This is a genomic window from Streptomyces sp. NPDC051909 (genome assembly GCF_040681095.1).
Lineage (GTDB): Bacteria > Actinomycetota > Actinomycetes > Streptomycetales > Streptomycetaceae > Streptomyces.
This window is the reverse complement of sequence record NZ_JBFAYA010000005.1, coordinates 36,717-61,795: the sequence shown is the minus strand read 5'-3', so window position 1 is coordinate 61,795 and position 25,079 is coordinate 36,717. Positions and strand designations below refer to the sequence as shown.

At 73.8% G+C, this 25,079-nt stretch carries 27 protein-coding genes and 1 riboswitch; of the genes, 14 read left to right on the top strand and 13 right to left on the bottom strand.

Annotated features, from left to right (window positions below; genetic code table 11):
* Nucleotides 1-38: 38 nt before the first annotated feature.
* The 4 genes from AB0M18_RS09755 to AB0M18_RS09740 form a co-directional block, all read right to left on the bottom strand.
* On the bottom strand, nucleotides 39-1,595 hold the full coding sequence (locus AB0M18_RS09755) for a cobyric acid synthase (RefSeq protein WP_365756304.1): 1,557 nt from the start codon (nucleotides 1,593-1,595) through the stop codon (nucleotides 39-41).
* Complete coding sequence (locus tag AB0M18_RS09750; RefSeq protein ID WP_365756303.1) at nucleotides 1,592-2,566, bottom strand: cobalamin biosynthesis protein; 975 nt, start codon at nucleotides 2,564-2,566, stop codon at nucleotides 1,592-1,594. The genes AB0M18_RS09755 and AB0M18_RS09750 overlap by 4 nt, the downstream gene beginning before the upstream one ends.
* 54 nt (nucleotides 2,567-2,620) lie before the next feature.
* Nucleotides 2,621-2,696, bottom strand: a riboswitch (cobalamin riboswitch).
* A 158-nt stretch (nucleotides 2,697-2,854) separates the two neighbouring features.
* On the bottom strand, nucleotides 2,855-3,106 hold the full coding sequence (locus AB0M18_RS09745) for a hypothetical protein (protein ID WP_365756302.1): 252 nt from the start codon (nucleotides 3,104-3,106) through the stop codon (nucleotides 2,855-2,857).
* Between the two features lie 20 nt (nucleotides 3,107-3,126).
* Nucleotides 3,127-4,404, bottom strand: coding sequence for an inorganic phosphate transporter (locus AB0M18_RS09740; RefSeq protein WP_365756301.1), 1,278 nt, complete (start codon nucleotides 4,402-4,404; stop codon nucleotides 3,127-3,129).
* Nucleotides 4,405-4,765: 361 nt separating this feature from the next.
* On the opposite strand from AB0M18_RS09740, the gene AB0M18_RS09735 reads away from it, so the two are divergent.
* Together AB0M18_RS09735 and AB0M18_RS09730 are read left to right on the top strand one after the other, a co-directional pair.
* Nucleotides 4,766-5,893 (top strand): alpha/beta hydrolase, encoded by a 1,128-nt coding sequence (locus tag AB0M18_RS09735; RefSeq protein WP_365756300.1) that lies wholly within the window; start codon nucleotides 4,766-4,768, stop codon nucleotides 5,891-5,893.
* A 200-nt stretch (nucleotides 5,894-6,093) separates the two neighbouring features.
* Entirely contained in the window at nucleotides 6,094-7,386 is a 1,293-nt protein-coding gene (locus tag AB0M18_RS09730; protein ID WP_365756574.1) for a hypothetical protein, read from the top strand.
* Between the two features lie 18 nt (nucleotides 7,387-7,404).
* Here the strand turns inward: AB0M18_RS09730 and AB0M18_RS09725 are convergent, their stop codons facing one another.
* Both AB0M18_RS09725 and AB0M18_RS09720 read right to left on the bottom strand, forming a co-directional pair.
* Nucleotides 7,405-7,809: a VOC family protein gene (locus tag AB0M18_RS09725; protein WP_365756299.1), complete on the bottom strand. Its 405-nt coding sequence runs from the start codon at nucleotides 7,807-7,809 to the stop codon at nucleotides 7,405-7,407.
* A gap of 31 nt (nucleotides 7,810-7,840) precedes the next feature.
* Nucleotides 7,841-8,731, bottom strand: coding sequence for a neutral zinc metallopeptidase (locus AB0M18_RS09720; RefSeq protein WP_365756298.1), 891 nt, complete (start codon nucleotides 8,729-8,731; stop codon nucleotides 7,841-7,843).
* 211 nt (nucleotides 8,732-8,942) lie between these two features.
* Here AB0M18_RS09720 and AB0M18_RS09715 point away from each other — a divergent pair, with 211 nt between their 5' ends.
* The 3 genes from AB0M18_RS09715 (at nucleotide 8,943) to AB0M18_RS09705 (ending at nucleotide 12,057) form a co-directional block, all read left to right on the top strand.
* Complete coding sequence (locus AB0M18_RS09715) at nucleotides 8,943-10,541, top strand: ABC-F family ATP-binding cassette domain-containing protein (protein WP_365756297.1); 1,599 nt, start codon at nucleotides 8,943-8,945, stop codon at nucleotides 10,539-10,541.
* Nucleotides 10,542-10,895: 354 nt separating this feature from the next.
* Nucleotides 10,896-11,117 (top strand): helix-turn-helix domain-containing protein, encoded by a 222-nt coding sequence (locus tag AB0M18_RS09710; protein WP_006123601.1) that lies wholly within the window; start codon nucleotides 10,896-10,898, stop codon nucleotides 11,115-11,117.
* Between the two features lie 130 nt (nucleotides 11,118-11,247).
* Nucleotides 11,248-12,057, top strand: coding sequence for an enoyl-CoA hydratase/isomerase family protein (locus AB0M18_RS09705; protein ID WP_365756296.1), 810 nt, complete (start codon nucleotides 11,248-11,250; stop codon nucleotides 12,055-12,057).
* Between the two features lie 34 nt (nucleotides 12,058-12,091).
* Here the strand turns inward: AB0M18_RS09705 and AB0M18_RS09700 are convergent, their stop codons facing one another.
* Entirely contained in the window at nucleotides 12,092-12,730 is a 639-nt protein-coding gene (locus AB0M18_RS09700; RefSeq protein WP_365756295.1) for a hypothetical protein, read from the bottom strand.
* A 92-nt stretch (nucleotides 12,731-12,822) separates the two neighbouring features.
* On the opposite strand from AB0M18_RS09700, the gene AB0M18_RS09695 reads away from it, so the two are divergent.
* Genes AB0M18_RS09695 through amaP form a run of 5 tightly spaced genes read left to right on the top strand, consistent with a single transcriptional unit; the run spans nucleotide 12,823 to nucleotide 15,107 of the window.
* On the top strand, nucleotides 12,823-13,278 hold the full coding sequence (locus AB0M18_RS09695) for an Asp23/Gls24 family envelope stress response protein (RefSeq protein ID WP_365756294.1): 456 nt from the start codon (nucleotides 12,823-12,825) through the stop codon (nucleotides 13,276-13,278).
* 30 nt (nucleotides 13,279-13,308) lie between these two features.
* Nucleotides 13,309-13,500, top strand: a complete 192-nt coding sequence (locus tag AB0M18_RS09690; protein ID WP_365756293.1) for a hypothetical protein — start codon at nucleotides 13,309-13,311, stop codon at nucleotides 13,498-13,500.
* 5 nt (nucleotides 13,501-13,505) lie between these two features.
* Nucleotides 13,506-13,883 (top strand): hypothetical protein, encoded by a 378-nt coding sequence (locus AB0M18_RS09685; protein ID WP_365756573.1) that lies wholly within the window; start codon nucleotides 13,506-13,508, stop codon nucleotides 13,881-13,883.
* Nucleotides 13,880-14,515: a DUF6286 domain-containing protein gene (locus AB0M18_RS09680; protein WP_365756292.1), complete on the top strand. Its 636-nt coding sequence runs from the start codon at nucleotides 13,880-13,882 to the stop codon at nucleotides 14,513-14,515. The genes AB0M18_RS09685 and AB0M18_RS09680 overlap by 4 nt, the downstream gene beginning before the upstream one ends.
* A 4-nt stretch (nucleotides 14,516-14,519) precedes the next feature.
* Nucleotides 14,520-15,107: an alkaline shock response membrane anchor protein AmaP gene (gene amaP, locus AB0M18_RS09675; protein WP_365756291.1), complete on the top strand. Its 588-nt coding sequence runs from the start codon at nucleotides 14,520-14,522 to the stop codon at nucleotides 15,105-15,107.
* 46 nt (nucleotides 15,108-15,153) lie between these two features.
* Here amaP and AB0M18_RS09670 read toward each other — a convergent pair whose 3' ends face one another.
* The 6 genes from AB0M18_RS09670 to AB0M18_RS09645 all read right to left on the bottom strand — a co-directional run bounded on the left by AB0M18_RS09670 (nucleotide 15,154) and on the right by AB0M18_RS09645 (nucleotide 20,738).
* Entirely contained in the window at nucleotides 15,154-15,909 is a 756-nt protein-coding gene (locus AB0M18_RS09670) for an SDR family oxidoreductase (protein ID WP_365756290.1), read from the bottom strand.
* Between the two features lie 16 nt (nucleotides 15,910-15,925).
* Nucleotides 15,926-17,704 (bottom strand): glycoside hydrolase family 15 protein, encoded by a 1,779-nt coding sequence (locus AB0M18_RS09665; protein WP_365756289.1) that lies wholly within the window; start codon nucleotides 17,702-17,704, stop codon nucleotides 15,926-15,928.
* Nucleotides 17,705-17,799: 95 nt separating this feature from the next.
* The gene (locus AB0M18_RS09660) at nucleotides 17,800-18,603 is read right to left on the bottom strand and encodes an SURF1 family protein (protein ID WP_365756288.1); all 804 of its coding nucleotides are present in this window, start codon (nucleotides 18,601-18,603) and stop codon (nucleotides 17,800-17,802) included.
* Between the two features lie 83 nt (nucleotides 18,604-18,686).
* The gene (locus AB0M18_RS09655) at nucleotides 18,687-18,920 is read right to left on the bottom strand and encodes a hypothetical protein (protein WP_078489738.1); all 234 of its coding nucleotides are present in this window, start codon (nucleotides 18,918-18,920) and stop codon (nucleotides 18,687-18,689) included.
* A gap of 124 nt (nucleotides 18,921-19,044) precedes the next feature.
* Entirely contained in the window at nucleotides 19,045-20,019 is a 975-nt protein-coding gene (locus AB0M18_RS09650; protein WP_365756287.1) for a DEDDh family exonuclease, read from the bottom strand.
* 95 nt (nucleotides 20,020-20,114) lie between these two features.
* Nucleotides 20,115-20,738 (bottom strand): TetR family transcriptional regulator, encoded by a 624-nt coding sequence (locus AB0M18_RS09645; protein ID WP_365756286.1) that lies wholly within the window; start codon nucleotides 20,736-20,738, stop codon nucleotides 20,115-20,117.
* Nucleotides 20,739-20,850: 112 nt separating this feature from the next.
* On the opposite strand from AB0M18_RS09645, the gene AB0M18_RS09640 reads away from it, so the two are divergent.
* The 4 genes from AB0M18_RS09640 to AB0M18_RS09625 are packed head-to-tail and all read left to right on the top strand — an operon-like array spanning nucleotide 20,851 to nucleotide 25,075.
* Nucleotides 20,851-21,651 carry an acetoacetate decarboxylase family protein gene (locus tag AB0M18_RS09640; protein ID WP_365756285.1) on the top strand — a complete coding sequence of 267 codons (801 nt, stop codon included), beginning with the start codon at nucleotides 20,851-20,853 and terminating at the stop codon, nucleotides 21,649-21,651.
* A complete protein-coding gene (locus AB0M18_RS09635; RefSeq protein ID WP_365756284.1) occupies nucleotides 21,651-22,535 on the top strand; it encodes an SDR family NAD(P)-dependent oxidoreductase in 885 nt (294 codons plus the stop codon). Before AB0M18_RS09640 ends, AB0M18_RS09635 begins: the two co-directional genes overlap by 1 nt.
* A gap of 12 nt (nucleotides 22,536-22,547) precedes the next feature.
* On the top strand, nucleotides 22,548-23,840 hold the full coding sequence (locus AB0M18_RS09630) for an amidohydrolase family protein (RefSeq protein WP_365756283.1): 1,293 nt from the start codon (nucleotides 22,548-22,550) through the stop codon (nucleotides 23,838-23,840).
* On the top strand, nucleotides 23,840-25,075 hold the full coding sequence (locus tag AB0M18_RS09625) for an amidohydrolase family protein (RefSeq protein WP_365756282.1): 1,236 nt from the start codon (nucleotides 23,840-23,842) through the stop codon (nucleotides 25,073-25,075). The genes AB0M18_RS09630 and AB0M18_RS09625 overlap by 1 nt, the downstream gene beginning before the upstream one ends.
* The last annotated feature ends 4 nt before the right edge of the window (nucleotides 25,076-25,079 follow it).

Genomic DNA, 25,079 nt, shown 5'->3' with positions numbered 1-25,079 from the left:
TCCTTCGAGACGTACGGAAGTGACGGTGGCGACGGGGCTCACGGCGCCCCCGGCGGTACGAACGGCAGCCCCACCGGCGCGCCCTTCTCGATCAACCGCAGCAGCGCGTCCGTGTCGGCGTGCTCCTCGATCAGGTCGCCGAGGCGGTCCAGCTGTTCCTCGCGCAGGGCGCCGAAGGACGTGTCGGGCGCGGGCACGAAGGCCCGCCCGGCCGCGGCCGCCACCTCGCGCAGGAAGGCCCGGCGGAAGCCGTCGCTCTCCAGGGAGCCGTGCCAGTGGGTGCCCCAGACCGCGCCGACCCGGCACCCGTCCAGGAACGGTTCCCCGCCCCGTACGTCCGCCACGCCGTGGTGGATCTCGTACCCCTCGACCCGCTCGCCGAGTGCCTCGCCGACCGGCCGGGCCAGCGTCTTCTCGGGCGCGAACCGGATCCGTACGGGAAGCAGACCGAGCCCGGCGACGGCGCCCGCCCGGGACTCGACCTCGTCGTCGATGTGCTCGCCGAGGGCCTGGAAGCCGCCGCAGATGCCGAGGACCGGGCGGCCCTCGGCGGCCCGCCGGACGAGCGCGTCGGCGAGGCCGCGCTCGCGCAGCCAGGCGAGCGCCTTGACCGTGCCCCGTGTCCCCGGCACGACCACCAGGTCGGCGTCGGCGAGTTCCTCCGGGCGGTCCACGAAGCGGACCACGACACCCGGCTCGGCGGCCAGCGCGTCCACGTCGGTGAAGTTGGACATCAGCGGTACGGCGCAGACGGCGACCCGCAGCACGTCCGCGCCGACCGGCGGCGCCACGACCGACTCGCGCACCGCGCCGCGCAGCGAGACCCGCAGGCCGTCCTCCTCGTCGATGCCGAGGCCGTGCGCGTACGGCAGGACGCCGAGCGTCGGGCGCCCGGTGAGGCCGAGCAGCATGTCGAGGCCCGGCTCCAGGAGGCTCACGTCGCCGCGGAACTTGTTCACCAGGTAGCCGGCGACCAGCTCCTGGTCCTCGGGCGCGAGCAGCGCCGTCGTGCCGAAGAACTGGGCGAAGACCCCGCCGCGGTCGATGTCGCCGACCACGACCACCGGGAGCCGCGCGGCCCGCGCGATGCCCATGTTGACGATGTCGGTGCGCCGCAGATTGATCTCGGCCGGGCTTCCCGCGCCCTCGCAGATCACCGCGTCGTGCGTGGCGCGCAGCTCCTCCAGACACGCGAGGACCGGCTCGAACAGCTCCTTCTGCCGCCCCCCGTGCAGCATCTTCCCGGGGGACGACCCCCCGGACCCCCCGGACCCCCCGAAGAACCCACGGGCGCTCAGCTCCCCGACCGGCTTCCCCATGAGCACGACCTGGCTGGACCGGTCGCTGCCCGGCTTGAGCAGCACCGGGTTCATCAGCGCGGTCGGCTCCACGCGCGCGGCCTGCGCCTGCATGGCCTGCGCGCGGCCGATCTCCGCGCCCTCGCGGGTCACGAAGGAGTTGAGGGACATGTTCTGCCCCTTGAACGGCGCCACCTTGACGCCCTGCCGGACCAGCCACCGGCAGATGCCGGCCGTCACGACGCTCTTGCCCGCGTCGGACGTCGTCCCGGCGACGAGCAGCCCCCCACCCCTCACTTCGTCCTCCGCTTCACCGTGTCCGTCAGGATCCGGCCGCCCACGCAGGCGGCCAGGGTCAGCCAGGTCACCCGGCGGGACAGCCGGACGGCCCGCTCGATGTCGGCGACCCTCACGGGCCGCCCCCCGTCGTTGAGCACGGGCCGGTGCTCGACCCGTCCGCCGTACGAGAGGGTCCCCCCGAGTCGTACCCCGAGCGCCCCCGCGAACGCGGCCTCCACCGGCCCCGCGTTGGGGCTCGGGTGCTTGCCCGCGTCCGCCCGCCAGGCGCGCACGGCCCCCCGCGGGTCGCCGCCGGCCAGAGTCGCGAGGACGGCGGTGAGCCGGGCGCCGGGCGCGCCGGCCAGGTCGTCGAGGCGGGCCGAGGCCCAGCCGTAGCGCCGGTAGCGCGGCGACCTGTGGCCGACCATGGCGTCCAGGGTGTTGACGGCGCGGAAGCCGAGCAGGCCCGGCACGCCCGCGACCGCGCCCCAGAAGAGGGCGCCGACGACGGCGTCGGAGGTGTTCTCGGCGACGGATTCGACGACCGCGCGGGCCATCGCGGGCCCGTCGAGGGCCTGCGGGTCGCGGCCGACCAGGTGCGGCATGCGGTCCCGGGCGACCTCCAGGTCGCCGGCGGCGAGCGCCCCGCCGATCGCCCGGGCCTCCCGGCCCAGGGTCGTACCGCCGACGACGGCCCACACGGAGGCGGCGGTCAGGGCGACGGTGGCGGTGCGGCTGCCTCGTACCGTACGGGCGGCGAGGGCGCCGAGCGCGACGGCGCCGCCCGCGCAGACGGCGGTGTGCAGGGCGCCCCGGCCGCGGTCGTCGCGGTACAGGCGCCGTTCGACGGCGCTCGCGGCCCGGCCGAACGCGGCGACGGGGTGGCCGCGGCGCGGATCGCCGAGGAGCAGGTCGACGGCGAGGCCGGCGGCCGCTCCGTACGCGAAGAGGGACGTGCGGGCGGACGGTCTGGAGCCGCGGCCGGGCATGGCGCTGTGTCCTCACTCAGGGTCCGCGCCCTGGGTCGACGTGACCGGCGGCGAGAGTTCCTGACTCCCGGCCCCTCGGGGACCGGTCACAGTGGCGGGACCGCGCCGGAATCGCACCGGACTTCCTCTTCTTGCCGCCGTATTGGCCCCGGCAGTCCACCACGCCCCGCGAACACCCGTCAACTCACTCTTGACCTGCGACGGGTCACTGTGCGAAGCACCACAGACACGACGGCCGGGCGGCCCGCACACGAGGTGCGGACCGCCCGGCCGGGGAGCGTCGGACCGTCAGGCGACGATCAGATAGATGCCGTACGCCACGGCCGCCGCGCAGAGCGCGAAGCAGGCGTAGGCGCCGGTGCGGGCCAGGGCGGCGGAGCCTCCCCCACGGCCTTCGGCGTGGGAGGTACCCCCATCCGCAGTGGCCTGCTCCTGCTTGCCGAGGGCGACGACACCGAGGGTGAAGAGGCCCACGAGGGCCACGGTGGCCACGAGGCTGACTCCGAACACGGAGCCGAGGGCTGCCCAGTCGATCTTCATGCTGTTCCGGTTCCTCTTCCTCAGACCGCGGCGGCGGGGGCCGCGGGAGCGGCGGGGTCCGCGGGGTTGGGGGCGGGGATGGTGGTCTTCAGGTCCGGGTCCGCGACGGCGGCGACGGAGCCGGCCGGCGGCGGGGTGACGGCGGCGATGGCGGTGGTGACGACGCCCGCGGGCTCGGCCGCGGTGTCGGTGCCGGACTCGACGTCGTTGACGTTGGTGTGGTCGACGACCTTGCGGCGCGAGACGAGCCAGATGCCGGCGCAGGAGGCGACGAGGAAGGCCGCGACGAGGTAGACGCCCCACTGGCCCTGGCGGGCGACGAACTCGGCACCGGCGCCGACCAGGCCGGCGGCCGGGAGGGTCAGACCCCAGGCGACGAACATCCGGGTGGCGGTCGACCAGCGGACGACACCGCCCTTGCGGCCGAGACCCGCGCCCATCACGCCACCGGAGACGACGTGGGTGGTGGAGAGCGAGAAGCCGAGGTGGGAGGAGGCCAGGATGGTCGTGGCCGCGCTGGTCTGGGCGGCGAAGCCCTGCTGCGGCTGGAGGTCCGTGAGGCCCTTGCCCATGGTGCGGATGATGCGCCAGCCGCCGAGGTAGGTGCCCAGCGCGATCGCCGTACCGGCGGAGACGATGACCCAGACCGGCGGGTTGGAGCCGGGGGCGAGGACGCCGCCGGCGACCAGGGCGAGGGTGATGATGCCCATGGTCTTCTGGGCGTCGTTGGTGCCGTGGGCGAGGGAGACGAGACCGGCGGAGGCGATCTGCCCGGCCCGGTAGCCCTTCTCGGTCGTCTTGGCGTCGGTCTTCCTGTCCAGGCGGTACGTCAGGCGGGCCGCGAGCATCGAGGCCAGGCCGGCGACGATCGGTGCGGCGACCGCCGGGATGAGCACCTTGGTCACGACGCTCTCGCCGTTGACGCCGCTGATGCCGATCGAGGCGACCGTCGCGCCGATGAGGCCGCCCATGAGGGCGTGGGAGGAGCTGGAGGGCAGTCCGACCAGCCAGGTCACCAGATTCCAGAGGATCGCGCCGACGAGCGCGGCGAGGATGACTTCGGGCTGGATGCCTTCTTCGTTGACCAGTCCCTTGGAGATCGTCTTGGCGACCTCCACCGAGAGGAACGCGCCGACGAGGTTCAGCACGGCGGACATGGCCACCGCCGTCTTGGGCTTGAGAGCACCGGTCGAGATGGTCGTCGCCATCGCGTTGGCGGTGTCGTGGAAACCGTTCGTGAAATCGAACACGAGAGCTGTCACGACCACAATCGCGAGCAGCAGCGTGATGTGTTCCATTTACCCAGGCAATCGTTTGACGTCAGTGGCTCGTCGAACGTAGGCAACCTGGGTGAACGGAAGGTGAACTGGGTCGGGCGGCATGGTGTCCCGATCCGGAGTCCGGAGGTTCCGCTTCCGCTCGTGTTCGTATGGATGTCCACGATGCGGGCAGGGTGCGACCCCGGGTAATCCGGGCGTTTCCGGGCCTCGCGCAACGCGCGTAGCGTTCCTCCACTCTCACCCCGTATCGCCCCGTGGACCACTTCAGCCGTGCGGAGTACCCGGTGGACGAGACCCACATCACTCGAAGGAGCTCGAAGGAGCTCGCAGGAGGGTCCGCCCGGTGGCAGAGCGCGGGCGGGCTGCCGACACTGGGAGCGTGCGCCCGGCTACAGCGACGGCAGCGGCCGTCACCACAGTGACAGTCCTCGGCGCGGCCGCGGTGGCGGCCGGCCGCTACGCCAGCGACGCCGCCCTCGGGGTGCCCTCGGGCCGCCCCTTCCCCGGCGATCCACGGCTCACCGTGCATGCCACCGGCCCCGGCCGGATCACCCTCACCCGCAGCCTGGCCTCCCTGCGGCCCGGTACGTACGGGATCGAGGCGGACGGCCTGCACGCGGTGATCGGCCCGGTCCTCGACCGGGTCCCGCACACCGCCGACACCGTCGTCCGCCGGCTCGAACGGGTCGAGCTCGGCACCCTCGGCCCCGGCGCCAAGGTCCGGCTCACCCCGCAGCTGCACTGCGGCACCCCCGAGACCGCGCTCGGCCTGCGATACGAGGACGTCGAGATCCCCGGCGAGCTCGGCAACCTGCCCGGCTGGCTCGTGCCCGGCGCGCGCGGCACCTGGGTGATCGCCCTGCACGGCCTCGGCACCACCCGTGAGCATCCGCTCAACCTGGTGCCCTTCCTGCAGCGGCGGCAGGTGCCCGTCCTGATCCCCGCCTACCGCGGCGACGCTGGCGCGCCGCCCGCCCCCGACGGGCTCGCCCACCTCGGCGACTCCGAGTGGCGCGACGTCGACGCCGCCATCCGCTACGCCGTCCGGCGCGGCGCCACCGGCGTGGTCCTGCACGGCTTCGGCACCGGCGCGGCGATGGCGCTGCACGCCGCCGCCGGCTCCGGCGTGCGCGACCGGATCCGCGGCCTGGTCCTGGACTCCCCGGTGCTCGACTGGGAGGCCACCCTGCGCAACCTCGCCGCCGCCCGCCGGGTCCCCGGCATCCTGCTCCCGCTCGCCGTCCGCGCCGCCCAGGGGCGCACCGGACCGCACGCCGACCGCCTCCAGGAGGCCGCCGACCCCGCCGCCCTGCGCGTCCCGGTCCTCCTCTTCCACGGCCCCGACGACACGATCGCCCCGTGGGAGGACTCCCGCCGCCTCGCCGACCTCCGCCCCGACCTGGTCACCCTCACCCCGGTCCGGAACGCCCCGCACGCGGCGATGTGGAACGCGGACCCGGTGCGCTACGAGGAGGCGGTCCGACGGTTCGTCACGCCCCTGGTCTGAGGACGGGGCAGGGCCGGGGACGGGGCCCGGCTGGGCGTCGGCCGGGCCCCGGCGGCGGGGCTGCCGATTCCGATTGGGCTTTCGGGCCGTCAGCGGGAAGACTGCCCTCCGTGACGTCTCGAAAGCCCGATGAACCCTTCGCGCGCAACTCCAGACTCCGACTCGTCCGTCCGGGGGCCCTCGCCACCGCACGAAAGGCCGTGACGGCCCGGCGGACCCGGCCGGCGCCCCGGCCGCCCGAGGGGACTCCGCCCCGCGCGGAACTCGCCCTGCAGGCGCGCGCGGTGCTCGCCGACGCGGTACGGATCGCCCGCTGGGCCGCCGTCGGCCGGCGGCCCGAGACGGCACCCCCGGACGGGGAACGGGCCGCCGCCGCACTGGATCTGACCCCCGGGCAGGTCCGGGCCGGCTGGGACCGCGCCCGGCTCGCCGGGCTCGTCGAACTGCACGGCGAGACCGCCCGCCCCGGCTGGCGGCTCCAGGCCTGGGACCGGGACGACTCCGCCGTGCTGCGCGGCTGGGTCGCGCTGTTCGACGCCTGGTCGCTGGTGCACCCGGCGCCCGAGGGCGTCGCCACCGGCGCCGTCGCCGAGGTCGTCGAGGCCGTCCCGCAGGTGCTCTCGCTGCTCCAGCTGTCCGCCGGGCCGGTCGCCGTCAGCGGACTGCTCGACCTCCTGGAGCAGCGCGTCGAGGAGCTCCGCGAGGAGCGCTGCGAGGTGCCGGACCCCGGCGAGGCCGTCGAGCAGGCGCCCGCCGCCGAGGGGCTGCCCCCGCTGCTCGACTGGGCCCTGGAGGGCCTGGCCGCCGTCGGCGCGCTCACCCTCGCCGCCGCCCCCGAGGGCCGGCACGCCACGCTCACCCCGCTCGGCAACTGGGCGGTCTGGGTCAAGCTGGAGCAGATCTGCGTCGCCGCGCAGAGCCCGGCCGGCAACATCGAGCAGTCCGCCGAGGACATGCTCCGCGGCTGTGCCCGGCTCACCCCCGGCCCGGCCCGCGACGAGTACCGCGCCTGGCTCGCCGCCCGCACCCTCTCCAGCGCGGTCGGCGAACTCCTCGCCGTCGCCCGCGGCGAGGACGCCCTGCTGCGCGGTCTCGCCTTCGAGGCCCTGCGGGTCGTCGGCGCGCCGGCCGAGCCCGAGGTCCGCGCCGCCCTCGCGGACGCCTCGCTCCGCCCGTACGCCCTGCTCTGGCTCGCCGAGTACGAGGGAGCGGACCCGGACGAGGCGCCCGAGGTGCTGACCCGCGAGGAGGCCACCTGGCTGTGGGTGGACACCGCGGCCGCCGTCGCCGACCACGGCGAGGGCATGCTGCTCGTCCGTCACCTGGACTCCGCCGTGCAGGGCACCGTGCCCGCCCTGCTCGACGAGGTCCGCGCCGTCGGCCACCCCCGCACCGTCCAGGTCCTGGTCGCCCTCGCCGCCGCGCACCCCGACCCGGCCCTCGCGAAGGCGGTCCGCCGCGCCGCCTTCCAGGTCCACACGGGTGGGGCCTGAGCCCCGCGGGACCAGGGGTCAACCCGCGCTCGCGCCGGGGGCGTACGTCCCGAAGCTCCAGATGTTGCCCCCGGTATCGCGGGCCATGTAGTCCCGCGAGCCGTAGTCCTGGTCGGTGGGCGGCATGACGATCTCCACCCCGTGGGCGACGGCGCGGGCGTGGTGGTCGTCCACGTCGGTCACATGGACGTAGACGCCCACCGGGCCGCCGGAGGCCATGAGCTTGTCGAACTCGCTGCCGGTCCCCGTGCTGCCGAGCATCACCATGCCGTTGCCGTAGGTGAGCTCGGCGTGCGCGATCCGGCCGTCCTCGCCCTCGTACACGGCGTGGGCGGTGAAGCCGAAGGCCTCGGTCAGCTGTGTGATCGCGGCCTTCGCGTCCTCGTAGCGCAGGGCGGGGCAGATGTCGGGTGCCTCGGACATGCCGGTCTGTTCCTCTCGTCGGGCCGGTGGGTCACCGGAAGGTGTTGCACTGCGCCATGTCGCCCGTCCGGTAGCCCTGGTGGAACCACTGCTGCCGCTGCGCGGCCGAGCCGTGGGTCCAGTTCTCCGGGGTGACCCGGCCCTGGGAGCGCTCCTGGATCCGGTCGTCGCCGACCGCCGCCGCGGCGTCCAGGCCGTCGCGGATGTCCTCGTCGGTGAGCCGGGTGAGCAGCGGCCGGCCCGTCCTGTCGTCCGGGGTGGTCGTCGCGTGCCGCGCCCACACGCCCGCGTAGCAGTCGGCCTGCAGCTCGACCTTCACCGCGTTGGAGTCCGCGCCGGTCCGGCCGTCCTGGGCGCGCGCCAGGGTGCCCATCAGGTTCTGCACATGGTGGCCGTACTCGTGCGCGACCACGTAGGCCTGCGCGAAGGGGCCGCCGGTGGAGCCGAACGTGGTGCGCAGCTCGTCGAAGAAGCCCAGGTCCAGATAGACCTGCCGGTCGCCGGGGCAGTAGAAGGGGCCGACCGCCGAGCTCGCCTGGCCGCAGGCGGTGGGGACCTGTCGGCTGAACATCACGGTCGAGGCCGCCCCGTACCGGCCGCCGCGCCGCGCGTACTCGGTGCGCCAGTAGTCCTGCACGCTGTTGACGACCGCCACGATCCGGCAGTCCTCGCGGGTGTTGGCGTCCGCGCCGGTCCGGCAGCTCTGCTGCACCTGGGCGGCGGAGGAGGCGCTCGCGGCCGGTTCGTCGCCGCCCGAGGAGAGGCCGAGCTGTTCCGGGCCCACCCCGAAGAGCAGGCCGAGGACCAGCGCGACGAGGCCCGCGATGCCGCCGCCGACCGTGGCCCGGCCGCCGGGAATGCGGCTGCCCCGGACGTCCTTGACCTCTGATGTGTCCAGATTGGCGTCGTCGTCGAACTGCATGGCCACCGCCCTCCGCGTCTCTGCCGAGTATCAGCAGGCAGAGAGCGTTTCACCCCTTTTGCGAGGCATGTGAGGTATCTCGCAGAGCCCAAAAGCAGTTGCAGGTGCCCGTTAGACTGGCCGCATGGCCATTCTCCCCGCGCACTAGCGGCGTCGAAGCTCCGCGCCTGCCGTCCTTCCGCCGTCTTTCCCACCGCCCTGGAGTCTGTCCGTGATCACCGCTTCCGGCATCGAGCTGCGCGCCGGCGCCCGAGTCCTCATCGAGAACGCTTCCTTCCGCGTCGCCAAGGGCGACCGCATCGGCCTCGTCGGCCGCAACGGAGCGGGCAAGACCACGCTCACCAAGTGCCTCGCCGGCGAGGGCCAGCCCGCCGGCGGCACCATCACCCGCTCCGGCGAGGTCGGCTACCTCCCGCAGGACCCGCGCACCGGCGACCTCGACGTGCTCGCCCGCGACCGCGTGCTGTCCGCCCGCGGCCTCGACGTGCTGCTCCGCAAGATGCGGCAGAACGAGGAGCGCATCGCCAACGGCTCCGGCGCCACCCGCGACAAGGCCCTCAAGCAGTACGAGCGCCAGGAGACCGAGTTCCTCACCAAGGGCGGGTACGCCGCCGAGGCCGAGGCCTCGACCATCGCCGCCGCCCTCGGGCTGCCCGACCGGGTGCTCGGCCAGCCGCTGCACACCCTCTCCGGCGGTCAGCGCCGCCGCATCGAGCTCGCCCGCATCCTCTTCTCCGACGCGGACACCCTGCTCCTCGACGAGCCCACCAACCACCTCGACGCCGACTCGATCGTCTGGCTGCGCGACTACCTGAAGACCTACCGCGGCGGCTTCATCGTCATCTCCCACGATGTCGACCTGGTCGAGACCGTCGTCAACAAGGTCTTCTACCTGGACGCCAACCGCTCGGTGATCGACGTCTACAACATGGGCTGGAAGCTCTACCAGCAGCAGCGCGAGGCCGACGAGAAGCGCCGCCGCCGCGAGCGCCAGAACGCCGAGAAGAAGGCCGCCGCGCTCAACTCGCAGGCCGACAAGATGCGCGCCAAGGCCACCAAGACCGTCGCCGCGCAGAACATGGCCAAGCGCGCCGAGCGCCTGCTCTCCGGCCTGGAGGCGGTCCGCGTCTCCGACAAGGTCGCCAAGCTGCGCTTCCCGGAGCCCGCGCCCTGCGGCCGGACCCCGCTCACCGCGGAGGGCCTGTCCAAGTCGTACGGTTCCCTCGAAATCTTCACCGACGTGAACCTGGCCATCGACAAGGGCTCCCGGGTCGTCATCCTCGGCCTCAACGGCGCCGGCAAGACCACCCTGCTCCGCCTCCTCGGCGGGGTCGAGCAGCCCGACACCGGCGAGGTCACCCCGGGCCACGGCCTCAAGCTCGGCTACTACGCCCAGGAGCACGAGACCCTCGACCCCGAGCGCTCCGTCCTGGAGAACATGCGCTCCGCCGCGCCCGACCTCGACCTGGTGGAGGTGCGCAAGGTGCTCGGCTCCTTCCTCTTCTCCGGCGACGACGTCGACAAGCCGGCCGGCGTGCTCTCCGGCGGCGAGAAGACCCGTCTCGCGCTCGCGACCCTGGTCGTCTCCTCGGCGAACGTGCTGCTCCTCGACGAGCCGACCAACAACCTGGACCCGGCCAGCCGCGAGGAGATCCTCGGCGCGCTGCGCACGTACAAGGGCGCGGTCGTGCTCGTCACCCACGACGAGGGCGCCGTCGAGGCGCTCGACCCGGAGCGGATCATCCTGCTCCCGGACGGCGTGGAGGACCTGTGGGGCGCGGACTACGCGGACCTGGTCGCCCTGGCCTGACCCGGCCGCGGGGCCGTCGCCGGGCCCGGTGATCATGCCGGACCGGATCATTCGGCTCATGGGTGATCCATCATCTGAGTGAGAGCATCTCGTACCTTCGGCGCGGGCCCTGCGGAATCCTTCCGTCAGGGCCCGCGCCGTACTCGTACCGGCACCGGCGCGCTGACCAGGCACTTCCCGTCCGAGCGCGTCGCCGGGCCGGTTCTCCGGCGACCGGAACGATCAATTCCGGTCGTGGTGATCGACGCCGCTCGGCGCAAGCTCGTGGCACGGACCTTGTCGAATGGGTGGCCAGGACGTCCGAGAGGGGTGATCATGAGAAGTCCAGAGCGCACTTCCCATGAGGAGGCACGGGTGGCCGAGACTCTGAAGAAGGGCAGCCGGGTGACCGGCGCCGCGCGCGACAAGCTCGCGGCAGACCTGAAGAAGAAGTACGACTCCGGTGCGAGCATCCGGGCGCTGGCCGAGGAAACCGGCCGCTCCTACGGATTCGTCCACCGGATGCTCAGCGAGTCCGGAGTCACGCTGCGCGGACGCGGCGGAGCGACACGGGGCAAGAAGGCGGCCTCGGCCTGACATCGGGGCGGCTCGACCGGTCCACCGGGTCTCTCGGTGACCACCCGGTCGGCCGTGTGGCCGACCGGGTGGTTACTGTGCAGTCACTTAGCATCGGATGCAGTGCTGCACCGTAACCGGGAGACGCCCCATGACTACGTTCGACGACTCCGAGCACGCAGAGCTCGTTTTCGACAAGGACGGTGTACGGCTCACCGTCGAGGACGCCGTTGCCACGGTGACCCTGACCAATCCGGCGAAGCGCAACGCCCAGTCTCCCGCTCTGTGGCGGGCGTTGACGGAGGCCGGCCGGTCACTGCCGGGCAATGTGCGGATCGTCGTCCTGCGGGGTGAGGGCAAGTCCTTCTCCGCCGGACTCGACCGCCAGGCGTTCACGCCCGAGGGCTTCGACGGAGAGCCGTCCTTCCTGGAGATGGCGCGTGGGTCCGAGGCGGACCTCGACGCGCTCATCGCCGAGTACCAGGAGGCGTTCACCTGGTGGCGGCGCAGCGACATCGTGTCGATCGCGGCCGTCCAGGGCCACGCCATCGGCGCCGGTTTCCAGCTCGCGCTCGCGTGCGACCTGCGGATCGTCGCCGACGACGTGCAGTTCGCCATGCGCGAGACCAGCCTCGGTCTGGTCCCGGACCTCACCGGCACGCACCCCCTGGTCTCCCTCGTGGGCTACGCCCGCGCCCTTGAGATCTGCGCGACCGGCCGGTTCGTGCACGCCGAGGAGGCCGAGCGCATCGGCCTGGCCAACATCGCCGTGCCCGCCGCCGAGCTCGGCGCCGCGGTACGCGACCTGAGCGCCGCCCTGCTCGCCGCGCCGCGCTCCGCCGTCATCGAGACCAAGGCGCTGCTCCAGGGCGCCTCGGGCCGCTCGTACGAGGACCAGCGCACCGCCGAACGCGCCGCCCAGGGCCGCCGTCTGCGGGACCTCGCAGGCCTCGGCGACTGAGTCGCACCCCGGCCCCGATCGGGCGGGCGAGGTCTCACCGCAGCTCCGACACCACCACCGTGACCGTCGTCGCCTCCGGGGCGGCGGCGGTCACGGCCGTGCGCAGGGCGCGGGCCGTGTCGACGGCCCGGTGGTCCTCCGTCACCGCCGCCGCGATCTCGACCCGCAGCCGGCCGTCCGGCGCGCGCAGTACCGGCGGGCCGAAGGCGTCGGTCAGGGCCGCCACCCCCGGGACCGTGAGGGCCGCGCGGGCGGCGGGGTCGTCGGGGGCGGGCGGCGAGGTTCGCCCGGGCGGCCCAGTGGGCGCCGGGGAATCCGGGAGCGCGTCGAGCAGCTCCGTCACCCGGAGGTCCACCTCCGCCACCACCAGACCCAGCGGGCCCTCCGCCGTACGGAGCAGCGCGGTCCGCAGCCGGTCCGCGAGCTCCGGCAGCGGGCGCCCCGGCACCGCCGCGAAGCCGAGCGTCACCCGCAGCGGCCCGGGCGGCAGCCCGCCCGGCGGTACGGGGAAGGGGGCGTCGCCCGTGTCGTCCGCGAGCCGGAACCGCGGAACGTCCGGGACCAGGCCCCGTACCCCGCGGGCAGCCGCCAGGAGCGCGGCCCGTACCGCCCGCTCCGCGATCCATGCGCCGTCCGCCGCCTCACCGAGCGGCAACAACCGGTCCGTCGTCATTGCTCCAGCCTGCCGCATCCCCGGCGCGATACCGGGCAAGCCGCCTTAGTGTGGGCAAACAAGGCAAAAGCCTCAGGGAAGGACGAGTGGCGATGGCTGACAACGCGCACTCCGACCAGCAGAACCCCGTGACCAGGCGCGGCGGCGGCGACCCGGCCGCCCGGGGCCGCACCACCATCGCGGACGGCGTCGTCGAGAAGATCGCCGGGCTCGCGGCCCGCGACGTCGTCGGCGTCCACGCCATGGGCAGCGGCCTGTCCCGCACCCTCGGCGCCGTGCGCGACCGGGTGCCCGGCGGCGGTGGCAGGTCCGGCGGCGTGACCCGCGGCGTCAAGGCCGAGGTCGGCGAGGTGCAGACCGCGCTCGACCTGGAGATCGTCGTCGACTACGGGGTCTCCATCGCCGATGTCGCCGGCGCGGTGCGCGAGAACGTCATCGCCGCCGTCGAGCGGATGACCGGCCTGGAGGTCGTCGAGGTCAACATCGCCGTCAGCGACGTGAAGCTGCCGGACGAAGAGGAAGAAGAGCCGGAGTCGCGGCTCCAGTAGTCGCGGGCGGCACGGCGGAAAGGACTCAGCATGAGCATGGCGGTGGTCGGCCTGGTGGCCGGCATGGCGCTCGGCTTCGCCGGGTACTTCGGCGGCTTCGGCGCGTTCGTCCTGGTCGCCGCCCTCGGCGCGGTCGGCTTCGTCGTCGGCCGGTTCCTCGACGGGGACCTGGAGCCCGGCGACCTCTTCCGGGGCCGCGAGCGCGGCGACCGGCGGCGGTGACCCGGGTGCCGGACCTGCTCGACCCGCGGGCCGGCCGGGGGGACCCGGTCGGCGCGGCGGCCCGCGGCGCGACCACGATCGCCGACCGGGTGGTCGCCAAGATCGCCGCGCAGGCGGCCCGCGAGGCGATCGTCGCGGTGCCCAAGGACGGCAAGCCGCCGCACGCCTCGGTCGTCGTCCACCGGGACGTCGCCCGGGTCTCGGTGAGCCTCGAACTCGACTACCCCGCCGACCTCGGGCACCAGTGCGGCGCCGTGCGCGGCCGGGTCCGCGGGCGGGTGGAGTCGCTCACCGGCATCGAGGTCCACGAGGTCGCCGTACACGTCGAACGGCTCCACTCGGCGCACACGGCCCACGACCGGAAACGGGGGCGACTGGCATGACCACCGGACCGCAGGAGAGACCGGAATCCGAGGTCCCCGGGACCGTGCCCGTCCTGGAGAAGGACCCGCCCCCCGAGGACCACGGCCCGCCCGTACGCCGCTTCTGGGCCGTACGGCGGATCCCCGCGGCCGTCGTCGCGGCCGTCCTCCTCGGCGGCGCCGGACTGCTCCTCTACGACGTCGCCGCCGTCCGGGCGGAACACACCGCCATGGCCTGGCGCCGCTCCCTCGCCGACGACCTCGCCACCCGCCCCCTCGACGACATCGTGGTGGTCGTCGGTGCGTGCGTCGCCGTGGTCCTCGGGCTCTGGCTGCTCGTCCTCGCCCTCACCCCGGGCCTGCGGGCCGTGCTGCCCATGCGGCGCGAGCACGCCGACGTACGCGCGGGCCTCGACCGCGAGGCCGCCGCGCTCGCCCTGCGCGACCGCGCCATGGAGGTCTCCGGCATCCAGTCCGTACGGGTCAGCATGAAGCGGTCCAAGGTCGGCGTCCGGGCCGTCTCCCACTTCCGCGAACTCGACGAGGTCCACGCCGACCTGGAGACCGTCCTCCACGGCGGCATCGACGAACTGGGCCTCGCGCACCCGCCGGCCCTGACGGTGCGGGTGGCCCGCCCGCCCAGGAAGGGGTGACCCGGTGACCGTGGTGCTCCGGCGCGTCAACCGGACCGTGCTCGCCCTCGTCGGGCTGCTGCTCGTGGTGGGCGGCGGCGCCGTGCTCGCGGCCGCCCTCGACCTGCCCGTGCCGTCCTGGTGGCCCTGGTCGGGCCCCGACGACGTGCTGCTCAGCCGCTCCGAGCGGCAGCACTGGCGCGCCGAGAGCTGGTGGTGGCCGCTGGTCATCGCCCTGCTCGGGCTGATCGTGCTGCTCACCCTGTGGTGGCTGGTCGTCCAGTTCCGCCGGGCCCGGCTCCGCGAGGTCCTCGTCGACACGGGCGACGGCGAGGAGGCCGTACTGCGCGGCCGGGCCCTGGAGACCGTCCTGGAGGCCGACGCGGCCGCCCAGGAGGGCGTCGCCCGGGCCAAGGTCGCGCTCACCGGCCGCCGCACCGCCCCGCGCACCCGGGTGGCCCTGCTCCTGGAGGCGTACGCCTCACCGGCCGACGCCCTGACGACCCTCTCCGACGAGGCCCTCGCCCACGCCCGGACCTCCACCGGCCTGCCCGCGCTGCCCACCGAGGCCCGGCTCCGCGCGGTCAAGCACCGCGCGCGCCGGGTGGCCTGACGCCGGCTCGGAATCCCGGCCCGGAATCCCGGCTCGGAATCCCGGCTCAGAAGCCGCTGCGCGCCCCGCCGTCCACCGGGAGCATCACACCCGTCAGATACGAGGCGGCGGGGGAGAGCAGGAACGCGGCGGTGCGGCCGAACTCCTCCGGGGTGCCGTACCGCCGCAGCGGGATCGTCGCCTCGTTCGCCATGCGCGAGGCGTCCGCGTCCCCCGACAGCGCGTCCAGCTGGCGCACCCGGTCGGTGTCGATCCGGCTCGGCAGCAGCCCGACCACCCGGATGCCGCGCGGGCCCAGGTCGTTGGCGAGGGACTTCGCGAAACCGGCCAGGCCGGGCCGCAGCCCGTTGGAGATGGTCAGACCGGGGATCGGCTCGTGCACCGAACCCGAGAGCACGAAACCGATGACCCCGCCCTCCGGCAGCGTCTCCGCCGCCGCCCGGGCCAGCCGCACCGCGCCCAGGAACACCGTCTCGAAGGCGGCCGCCCACTGCTCGTCGGTGTTGTCGGCGGCGAAGCCCGGCGCCGGGCCGCCCACGCTGATCAGCACGCCGTCGAAGCCGCCGAACCGGGCGCGCGCCTCGGCGATCAACCGCTCCGGGGTGCCCGGGTCGGAGTTGTCCGCGGCCACGCCCGCCGCGTCCGGCCCGAGTTCGGCCACCGCGTCGGCGACGCTCTTCTCCTCGCGCCCGGTCAGCAGCACCTTCGCACCCTCGGCGAGCAGCGCCTCCGCCGAGGCCCGCCCGAGCCCACGGGTCGCGCCGGTCACCACGTACACACGGTCCTTCAGCCCAAGATCCATGGCCCCATCTTGGGGCCTACGCCTCCTCCGCGGCCAGCGCGAGGGCGGTGCCCACCAGACCGATGTGGCTGAAGGCCTGCGGGAAGTTGCCCAGCTGACGGCCCGACGCCGGGTCGTACTCCTCCGCGAGCAGCCCCACGTCGCTGCACAGCCCCACCAGCCGGTCGAACAGCTCCCGCGCCTCCTTCACCCGCCCGGTCAGCCGCAGCGCGTCCGCCAGCCAGAACGAGCACACCAGGAAGGTGCCCTCCTCGCCCGGCAGCCCGTCGACCGAGGAGCCCGACGTCGAGTAGCGGCGCAGGAAACCGTCGTGCGTCAGCTCCGCCCGTACCGCGTCGACCGTGCCCACCACCCGCGGGTCGTCCGGCGGCAGGAAGCCCACCCGGGGGATCAGCAGCGTCGCCGCGTCCAGCTCGCGCGAACCGTAGGACTGGGTGAAGGTGTTCCGCTCCGGGTCGAAGCCCTTCGCGCACACCTCCGCGTGGATCTCGTCCCGCATCGCCCGCCAGCGCGCCGCGTCCCCCGGCAGCGACGGGTCGTCCTCCAGGGTGCGCACCGCCCGGTCCGCCGCCACCCAGGCCATCACCTTGGAGTGCACGAAGTGCCGGCGCCCGCCGCGCACCTCCCACAGCCCCTCGTCCGGCTCCCGCCAGGTCGACTCCAGGAAGCCGAGCAGGCTCAGCTGCAGGTTCCAGGCGTTCCGCTCGGCCGGGATGCCCGCCTCCCGGGCCCGGCACAGCGAGTCCAGGACCTCGCCGTACACATCGAGCTGGAGCTGCTCCACCGCCGCGTTCCCGGTGCGCACGGGGGTGGAGTCGGCGTAGCCGCTCAGCCAGGGCAGGGTCGTCTCGGGCAGCCGCCGCTCGCCCGCCGGGCCGTACATGATCTGCAGGTCGGCCGGGTCGCCGGCCACCGCGCGCAGCAGCCAGTCGCGCCAGGCCGCCGCCTCGTCCACGTACCCGGCGGACAGCAGCGCGCCGAGGGTGAGCGAGGAGTCGCGCAGCCAGCAGGCCCGGTAGTCCCAGTTGCGCACCCCGCCGAGGTCCTCGGGCAGCGAGGTGGTGGCGGCGGCGACGATCCCGCCGGTCGGGGCGTAGGTGAGCGCCTTCAGGGTGATCAGGGAGCGGACCACCGTGTCCCGGTGGGGGCCCTCGTAGGTGCACCGCGCGGCCCACGCGCGCCAGTCGGCGAGCGACTGCTCCAGCGACTCGAAGGGGTCGATCAGGGCGGGGCGCGGCTCGTGGGAGGGGTGCCAGGTGAGCACGAAGGCCACCTTCTCGCCGGCCTCGACGGTGAAGGCGGAGCAGGTCGCGAACTGCTGACCCCAGGTCTTCACCGGCGGCTCGCTGCGCAGCCACACCGAGTCGGGACCGGCGATCGCCACCCGGTGGCCCTCGGCCCTGCGCACCCACGGCACGATCGAGCCGTAGTCGAAGCGCAGCCGCAGCACGGCGCTCATCTCGACGCTCCCGCTGACGCCCTCCACGATCCGGACGAGATCGGGGGCCTTGTCCCGCTGGGGCATGAAGTCGGTGACCCTGACCGTGCCCGTACGGGTCTCCCAGAAGGTCTCCAGGACCAGACTGTCCTCGGCGTACCGGCGGCTCGCGCAGGTCGTGGCGCCCTTGGGGGCGATCCGCCAGTGCCCGTTGTCCTCGTCGCCGAGGAGGGCGGCGAAGCACGCGGCCGAGTCGAAGCGGGGCAGACACAGCCAGTCGACCGACCCGTCGCGGCCGACGAGCGCGGCGGTCTGCAGATCGCCGATCAGGGCGTAGTCGTCGATACGTTGCGTCACGCTTTGGGCTGTTCCCGGAAGCGGGGACGGTCAATCAGCGTCGCCGGCCGGTGAGGCGTCGGTCACTCCGCCCTAGGGCGTGTCCGGCGGTCGGCTCAGGCCGTCGCACCCGCCGGCGCGGGGGTCCCCTCCGACGCGTCGGTCCCGCCGGCCGCCGCCTCCCGGTCGCGCTTCTCGCGCCGCGCCAGGACGAACCAGCCGACCGGCACACCGGCCGAGAACAGCCACCACTGGATCGCGTACGCCATGTGCGCGCCGATCGAGTCGTGGTCGGGGTCCGGGATCAGCTCGGGGGTGTCGCCGGCCGGCTCGGGGCCGGTCTGCTCCAGATAGCCGCCGAGCACGGTGCGGCCCTGCAGGGCGGCCTGCTGCCTGCTGTCGATCAGCATGACCTGACGGTCCGGCAGACCCTTGAGGTCCTTGATGCCGCTGGCGCCGGTGGTCTCGTCGGCCATCAGGCGGCCGGTGACCGTCACCTCGCCCTTCGGCGCGGGCGGCACGTCCGGGTAGGCCCGCTGGTCGCCGGCGGCCGGGATCCAGCCCCGGTTCACCATGACGACCCTGCCGTCCTTCAGCACCAGCGGGGACAGCACGTGCACGCCGACCCGGTCGTCCGAGGAGGTGCGCCGGCGCACCACGACCTCGTGCGCGGTGTCGAAGGTGCCGGTGGCGGTCACCCGCCGCCAGTAGTCCGAGCGGGGCACGGTGTGCCCGGGGGAGGTGAGCTCCTCGACGGGGACGGGCCTCGCCGTGAGGTTGTCCGCGATCAGGGCGTTCTGGGCGACCCGGCGCTCGTGCCGGTGGAACTGCCAGAAGCCCAGCTCGATCATCACGGGGATGAGGACGAGGGCCACGAGGGTGAGGATCACCCACTGCCGGGACAACAGGAAGCGGTACACGCGATCGACCGTACCTCGTTGCCCGTGGCCCCCTCGCGGCGGGTGCCGGAGGGGGCGCCCCGGCGCTCGGGGGGATCGTTTCGTCACACCTTGTCGACGATGCCCACCTTCCCCTCCGCGCGGGCGCAGTGACCCCCGCAGTACCAGCTGCCCTCGACCTCGACGCCCTGGCCGATGATCTGGACCCGGCAGTGCTCGCAGATGGGCGCCATGCGGTGGATGGCGCAGGCGAAGCAGTCGAAGACGTGCACCGCGCCCTGCGCGTGCACCTCGAAGGACATGCCGTAATCGTTTCCGCAGACCTCACAACGTGCCATGCGCCACAGGGTGGTGCCACGGACGGGCGAGGGCCGGGCGGCGCGCCCGGCCCGCGCCGGGCCGTCACTCGTCTGCCGTCACCCGTGCGTGGTCACCCGTGCGTGGGGCACCCGGGTGCCGTCGTCACTCGTCGGCCGGGGCGACGTCCCGCAGCAGCTGGGTGTAGGCGGCCTCGTCGACGATCGGCGTGCCGAAGGACTTGGCCTTGAGCGTCTTGCCGGTGGCGGAGTCCGGGTCGTTGGTGACAAGGAGGCTGGTGAGCCGCGACACACTGCTCGCCACGTGCAGCCCGGCGTCGACCGTGCGGTCCTCCAGGAGCTCGCGGTCGATGGAGGTGTCGCCGGAGAACGCCACCCGCATGCCCTGCTTGAGCGGTTTGTCCGACTCGTAACGTCCGGGGTTGGGGTGCGGGCAGGCGGGCCGCTTCTTCGAGGGGCGCCAGCTGTTGGCCCGGTACGAGGCCTGGTAGCCGATCCGGGGCCGCTCGGGGCTCTGGGCCCACTCGGTCAGCGGGCGGCACTCCAGGAGCGGCAGCCGTACGTTCCGCTCGGCGGCCGTGTGCAGGCTGGGCCGGAACGCCTCGGCGAGCACCCGCGCGTCGTCGAGGGCGTTGTGCGCGCGCTGCTGGACCACGCCGAAGTGCGCGGCCAGCGACTCCAGCTTGTGGTTCGGCAGCGGCAGCGCCAGCTCCTTCGACAGCGCGATGGTGCACAGCCGCTGCCGCACCGGCGCGGTGGCCTCCGCCCGCGCGTACTCACGGGCGATCATCTGCCAGTCGAACATCGCGTTGTGCGCGACGAGCACCCGTCCCTCCAGGCGGGCCGAGAACTCCTCGACGATCTCCGGGAAGAGCGGCGCGCCCTCCAGAACGTCGCTGGTGAGCCCGTGGATCCACACCGGCCCGGGGTCCCGCTCGGGGTTGACCAGGGTGTACCAGTGGTCCTCGACGTTGCCCTGCGCGTCGAGCCGGTAGACGCCAGCCGACACTATCCGGTCGTCGCGGGCGAGGCCGGTGGTCTCCACGTCGACGACCGCGTAGCCCTGTGGGTACGCGGTCGGCCACGTCGCTGCTGTCGTACGGTCGTCGAGCATGGTCACTGAGAATACGGGCCGCGACTGACAGTCCCGCGCGCGGTGTCCGCTTCGGTGGCCGGATCCGTTCGTACGCCGGCCGGCCTCGTCTCCCGGAGCCCTCAGGCGAGCAGCCCCGCCACCAGCGCCCGTACCCCCGCCGTGAAGACCGCCTCCGTGTCGATCGGGGCGGCGAGCGCGGCGGCCAGTTCCGGGTCCGCGTCGGCGGGGGTGCCCGTGGCCGTGCCCCACAGGTCGGGTTCGGCGGGGGACTGGGTGGGCGAGCGCTCGCGGTTGCGTTCGACGAGGACGTGGCCGACGACCTGGAACTGGACCGCGCGGACCAGTGCGGCGGCGCGGACGCCGCGCAGGCCGGCGGCATGGGCCTCGTGGACGAGGGCGTGCTGGGCGGGCAGGAACATGCGTTCCGTCAGGCCGCGCTCGTGGACCAGGGCGACCAGGTGGGGGCGGTCGCGCAGGGCGCGGCGCAGCAGGGTGGCCACCGAGACGATCCGCTCGGCCGGGTCGGCGCCGCGCGGGCGCAGCGTGCCGAGGTCGGCGACGGTGCGCTCGACGAGGGCGTCGAGCAGCGACTCGCGGTTGCCGACGTGCCAGTAGATCGAGGTGACGGCGGTGCCGAGCTCGGCGGCGAGCCGGCGCATGGTGAGCGCGTCCGGGCCGTGCTCCCTGACCAGGGCGGCGGCCGTGTCCAGGACCCCGTCGCGGGTCAGCGCGCTGCGTGCCATCCGATCAGCTCCCCCAACTCCCGTGCACCGCACGGGTCTTTACCCTTCCGGGCGGTCGGTGTAACTGTGTTACAGGCGTACAGGCCGATACCTTCCCGAAGGGTGGTACGTCATGGCACGAGTACGGTACGGGGCGCGCACCGAGGCGGAGATCGCCGCGACCCGGGCGAAGAGCGCGAAGCTCCCCGACATCTGGTCCACCGGGGTCGTCGCCGTCTGGGAGACCGACCCGGACGTCGTGGCGGCCGTCCTGCCGCCGCCGCTCGAACCCACCGGACGCCCGCTCGTCCGGGTCAACATCAGCAAGGTCGACCTCCCCGGTTACCCCCTCGGCGCCGGCTCCGTCGCCGTCGCCGCCGCCCACGGCGACCGGGAGGGCTGGTACCCGCTGGTCATGCCGATGACCCACGAGCGCGCCCTGACCGGCGGCCGCGAGGTCTTCGGCGAGCCGAAGAAGCTCGGCGAGGTCCTCGTCGAGCGCGACGGCCTGACGGTCCGCGCCTCCCTTGCCCGGCACGGCATCGCCTTCGTCGAGGTGCGCGGCGCCGTGTCCGGCGCCCTGCCGCTGCCCGAGCCCACCGAGAAGACCGACTTCTACTTCAAGTTCCTTCCCGCGGTGGACGGTTCGGGCTTCGACACCGACCCCGTCCTGGTCCACTGCCTGCGCCACGAGAAGGTGCGCAGGCTTGAGCGGGTCACCGGCGACGTCGTGCTCCGCGAGTCGATGTACGACCCGGTGGCCGACCTGCCGGTGCGCCGGCTCGTCGAGATCACCCTCGGCGAGAAGACCACCGACCAGCGCGGCCGGGTCGTCGAGCGGGTCGACCCCGCCGCCCTGCTGCCCTATCTCCACCAGCGCTACGACGATCCGCGACAGACCCTGGACGCCCCGCCGGAAGGGAGCGCGGTCTGATGGAGCTGCGCCAGGGACAGGTCGCCGTCGTCACCGGCGCCGCAAGCGGCATCGGCCTCGCCATGGCCCGCCGCTTCGCCGCCGAGGGACTCGCCGTCGTCCTCGGGGACGTCGAGGAGGAGCCACTGGCCAGGGCCGCCGAGGAGCTGATGGCGGACGGGGCGCAGATCCTCGCCCGTACCGTCGACGTCAGCGAACCCGGCTCCGTGCAGGACTTCGCCGACGCCGCGTACGAGACCTTCGGCGCCGTGCACGTGCTGTGCAACAACGCCGGCGTCGGCTCCGGCGCCGAGGGCCGCATGTGGGAGCACGAGCCCAACGACTGGAAGTGGGCCTTCGCCGTCAACGTGTGGGGCGTCTTCCACGGCATCCAGGCCTTCGTGCCCCGGATGCTCGCGGGCGGCGAGCCCGGCCACGTCGTCAACACCTCCTCGGGCGACGGCGGCATCGCCCCACTGCCCACCGCCTCCGTCTACGCCGTCACCAAGTCCGCCGTCGTCACCATGACCGAGTCGCTCTACGCGCACCTGAAGGCGGAGCACGCGCGCGTGGGCGCGTCCGTGCTCTTCCCCGGGCCGCACATGCTGCGCACCGGTCTGTGGGAGTCGCACCGCAACCGGCCCGAGCGCTTCGCCAAGGAGCGCCCCCGGAAGACCCCGTACCGCAGCCTCGACCAGTGGGAGGCGGCGATGAAGGAGGCGGGGCACGAGGTCGCCTTCACGCCGGTCGAGGAGGTCGCCGGGCACGTCGTCGACGGCATCAGGGCCGACCGGTTCTGGATGCTCCCGGCGAGCGAGCACAGCGACCGGCAGATCAGGGCGCGCTCGCAGTCGATGCTCGACCGTTCCGACCCGTCGTACCTGGAGAGCTTCATCCTCGACTGAGAGGGCTTGGCCATGAGCCACGAAGACCCGTACCTGGACCCGTACCTGATCGTCTCGTCCGACTGCCACGCCGGTCTGCCCACCGAGGAGTACCGGCCCTATCTCGACTCCCGCTTCCACCGCGCCTTCGACGAGTTCCTCGCCGGCCGGGACGCCCGCCGCGAGGCCATGACCCGGCTCGGGGTGCGCAACGAGGCCTTCGCCGACAAGTGGTTCAGCGACCACGAGGAGGGGCTGCGCGGCGGCTGGGACGCCGCGCAGCGCATCAAGGAGCTCGACGGCGACGGGGTGGCCGCCGAGGTCGTCTTCCCCGACGCGGACGCCGTCGACAGCCGGACCGCCGCGCCCTTCGGCGTCGGCCTCGGCCTCTCCGGCGACCAGGACCCGGAGCTCGGCATGGCGGGCGCGAAGGCGCACAACCGCTGGCTGGCCGACTTCGTGTCGCAGCACCCCGAACGGCACTGCGGGGTCGCGCTGCTGCCCGTCACCGCCGACCCGGCCGAGGTCGTCGCCGAGATCCACCGGGCGAAGGAGTCCGGGCTCGGCGCGCTGATGATCCCCTCCATGTGGGTGGACAAGGCGCCCTACCACGACCGGCGTTACGACCCGGTGTGGGCGGCCGCCGCCGAGACCGGCATGCCGGTGGTCACCCACTCCGGCGCCGCGCCGCGCCACGAGTACGGCGACCACCTCGGGATCTACGTCTCCGAGGTCACCTGGTGGCCGGCCCGGCCGCTGTGGTTCCTGCTCTGGTCCGGGGTCTTCGAACGGCACCCGGGGCTGCGCTTCGGCGTCGCCGAGTCCGGCTGCTGGTGGCTGCCGAACCTGCTGTGGTTCATGGACCGGCTCTACCTCGGCGCGCACGGCGGCAAGAAGCTCTCGCCGTTCGCCGAGCTGCGGCGCCCGCCCAGCGAGTACCTGGACCGGCAGGTCTTCGTCTGCGCGACCAACACCAAGCGGCGCGAGCTGGCCCAGCGCTACGAGATCGGTGTCGACAACATCCTGTGGGGCTCCGACTTCCCGCACCCCGAGGGCACCTGGCCGCGCACGCGCGCGTGGCTGCGGGACACCTTCCACGACATCCCGGTCGCCGAGACCCGCCGGATGCTCGGCCTGGCCGCCGCCGAGGTGTTCGGCTTCGACCTCGGAAGGCTGACGCCGATCGCCCGGTGGATCGGCCCCACCCCGGCCGAGCTCGGCCAGGACCCCGACCAGACCGCCGTCGAGGCCTCCTGGGCCCGCTCGCGCGAGGTCGGCCGGCACTGGCTCACGGAGCACGACTTCCCGGTCATCGGAGCGCACTGATGGACAGGCGCAGGGAGAGGTACACCGTCGTCTCCGCCGACTGCCACGCCGGCGCCGACCTCCTCGACTACAAGCCCTACCTGGCGAAGAAGCACCACGACGCCTTCGACGCCTGGGCGGCGGCCTACGTCAATCCGTACGAGGACCTGCTCGCCGACACCGCCGACCGCAACTGGAACTCGCGGCGCCGCCTGCGCGAACTGGAGGCGGACGGCATCGTCGCCGAGGTCGTCTTCCCCAACACCATCCCGCCGTTCTTCCCCAAGGCCTCGCTGATGGCCCAGCCGCCCACCCGGGCCGAGTACGAGCGGCGCTGGGCCGGGCTCCAGGCGCACAACCGCTGGCTCGCGGACTTCTGCGCCGACGCGCCGGGCCGGCGGGCGGGCGTCGCGCAGATCCTGCTCAACGACGTGGACGCGGCCGTCGCCGAGATCCGCCGGGCCCGCGCGGCCGGGCTCACCGGCGGCATCCTGCTGCCCGGCGTGCCGCCCGGCTCGCCCGTCCCGGAGCTGTACTCGGAGGCGTACGACCCGATCTGGGCGGTCTGCGCGGAGCTGGACGTCCCGGTCAACCACCACGGCGGCTCGGCCTCGCCGCCGCTCGGCGACGAACCGGCCGCGCGGGCGGTGTTCATGGTGGAGACCACCTGGTTCTCGCACCGGGCGCTGTGGCACCTGGTGTTCGGCGGCGCCTTCCGGCGGCACCCCGGGCTCAAGCTGGTGCTGACCGAGCAGGGCTCGGGCTGGATCCCGGGCGTGCTGGACATGCTGGACTACTACCACGGACGCATGGTCACGGCCTCGGCCACGGCGACCACGGCCGAGTCCAGGTTCGGCGCCGGCCTCGCCGAGTCCATGGGCAGGGGGCCGCGCGAGGTGTGGCGGGACAACTGCTTCGTCGGCGCGAGCTTCATGCGCCCGCACGAGGTGCCGCTGCGCGACCGGATCGGCCTCGACAAGATCATGTGGGGCAGCGACTACCCGCATGACGAGGGCACCACCCCGTACTCCCGGGAGGGCCTGCGGATCGCCTACGCGGGGCTGCCGCGGGACGAGGTCGCCGCCATGGTCGGCGGCAACGCGGCCCGTGTCTACGGCTTCGACCTCGCCCTGCTCGACTCCCTGGCCGCGGTGCACGGCCCGACCGTCGAGGAGATCGCCGAGCCGCTGACCGAGGTTCCGGCGGGCGCCACCAGCCCGGCCTTCGCGAAGGGCGGGTCGGTCCGCGTCTGGTGACGTG

Excerpts from the sequence above, each read along its gene's own strand:
- AB0M18_RS09750 (WP_365756303.1), bottom strand. The coding sequence starts at position 2,566 with ATGCCCGGCCGCGGCTCCAGACCGTCCGCCCGCACGTCCCTCTTCGCG.
- AB0M18_RS09745 (WP_365756302.1), bottom strand. The coding sequence starts at position 3,106 with ATGAAGATCGACTGGGCAGCCCTCGGCTCCGTGTTCGGAGTCAGCCTC.
- AB0M18_RS09740 (WP_365756301.1), bottom strand. The coding sequence starts at position 4,404 with ATGGAACACATCACGCTGCTGCTCGCGATTGTGGTCGTGACAGCTCTC.
- AB0M18_RS09725 (WP_365756299.1), bottom strand. The coding sequence starts at position 7,809 with ATGTCCGAGGCACCCGACATCTGCCCCGCCCTGCGCTACGAGGACGCG.
- AB0M18_RS09720 (WP_365756298.1), bottom strand. The coding sequence starts at position 8,731 with ATGCAGTTCGACGACGACGCCAATCTGGACACATCAGAGGTCAAGGAC.
- AB0M18_RS09705 (WP_365756296.1), top strand. The coding sequence starts at position 11,248 with ATGACTACGTTCGACGACTCCGAGCACGCAGAGCTCGTTTTCGACAAG.
- AB0M18_RS09700 (WP_365756295.1), bottom strand. The coding sequence starts at position 12,730 with ATGACGACGGACCGGTTGTTGCCGCTCGGTGAGGCGGCGGACGGCGCA.
- AB0M18_RS09695 (WP_365756294.1), top strand. The coding sequence starts at position 12,823 with ATGGCTGACAACGCGCACTCCGACCAGCAGAACCCCGTGACCAGGCGC.
- AB0M18_RS09690 (WP_365756293.1), top strand. The coding sequence starts at position 13,309 with ATGAGCATGGCGGTGGTCGGCCTGGTGGCCGGCATGGCGCTCGGCTTC.
- AB0M18_RS09680 (WP_365756292.1), top strand. The coding sequence starts at position 13,880 with ATGACCACCGGACCGCAGGAGAGACCGGAATCCGAGGTCCCCGGGACC.
- AB0M18_RS09670 (WP_365756290.1), bottom strand. The coding sequence starts at position 15,909 with ATGGATCTTGGGCTGAAGGACCGTGTGTACGTGGTGACCGGCGCGACC.
- AB0M18_RS09655 (WP_078489738.1), bottom strand. The coding sequence starts at position 18,920 with ATGGCACGTTGTGAGGTCTGCGGAAACGATTACGGCATGTCCTTCGAG.
- AB0M18_RS09645 (WP_365756286.1), bottom strand. The coding sequence starts at position 20,738 with ATGGCACGCAGCGCGCTGACCCGCGACGGGGTCCTGGACACGGCCGCC.
- AB0M18_RS09640 (WP_365756285.1), top strand. The coding sequence starts at position 20,851 with ATGGCACGAGTACGGTACGGGGCGCGCACCGAGGCGGAGATCGCCGCG.
- AB0M18_RS09635 (WP_365756284.1), top strand. The coding sequence starts at position 21,651 with ATGGAGCTGCGCCAGGGACAGGTCGCCGTCGTCACCGGCGCCGCAAGC.
- AB0M18_RS09630 (WP_365756283.1), top strand. The coding sequence starts at position 22,548 with ATGAGCCACGAAGACCCGTACCTGGACCCGTACCTGATCGTCTCGTCC.
- AB0M18_RS09625 (WP_365756282.1), top strand. The coding sequence starts at position 23,840 with ATGGACAGGCGCAGGGAGAGGTACACCGTCGTCTCCGCCGACTGCCAC.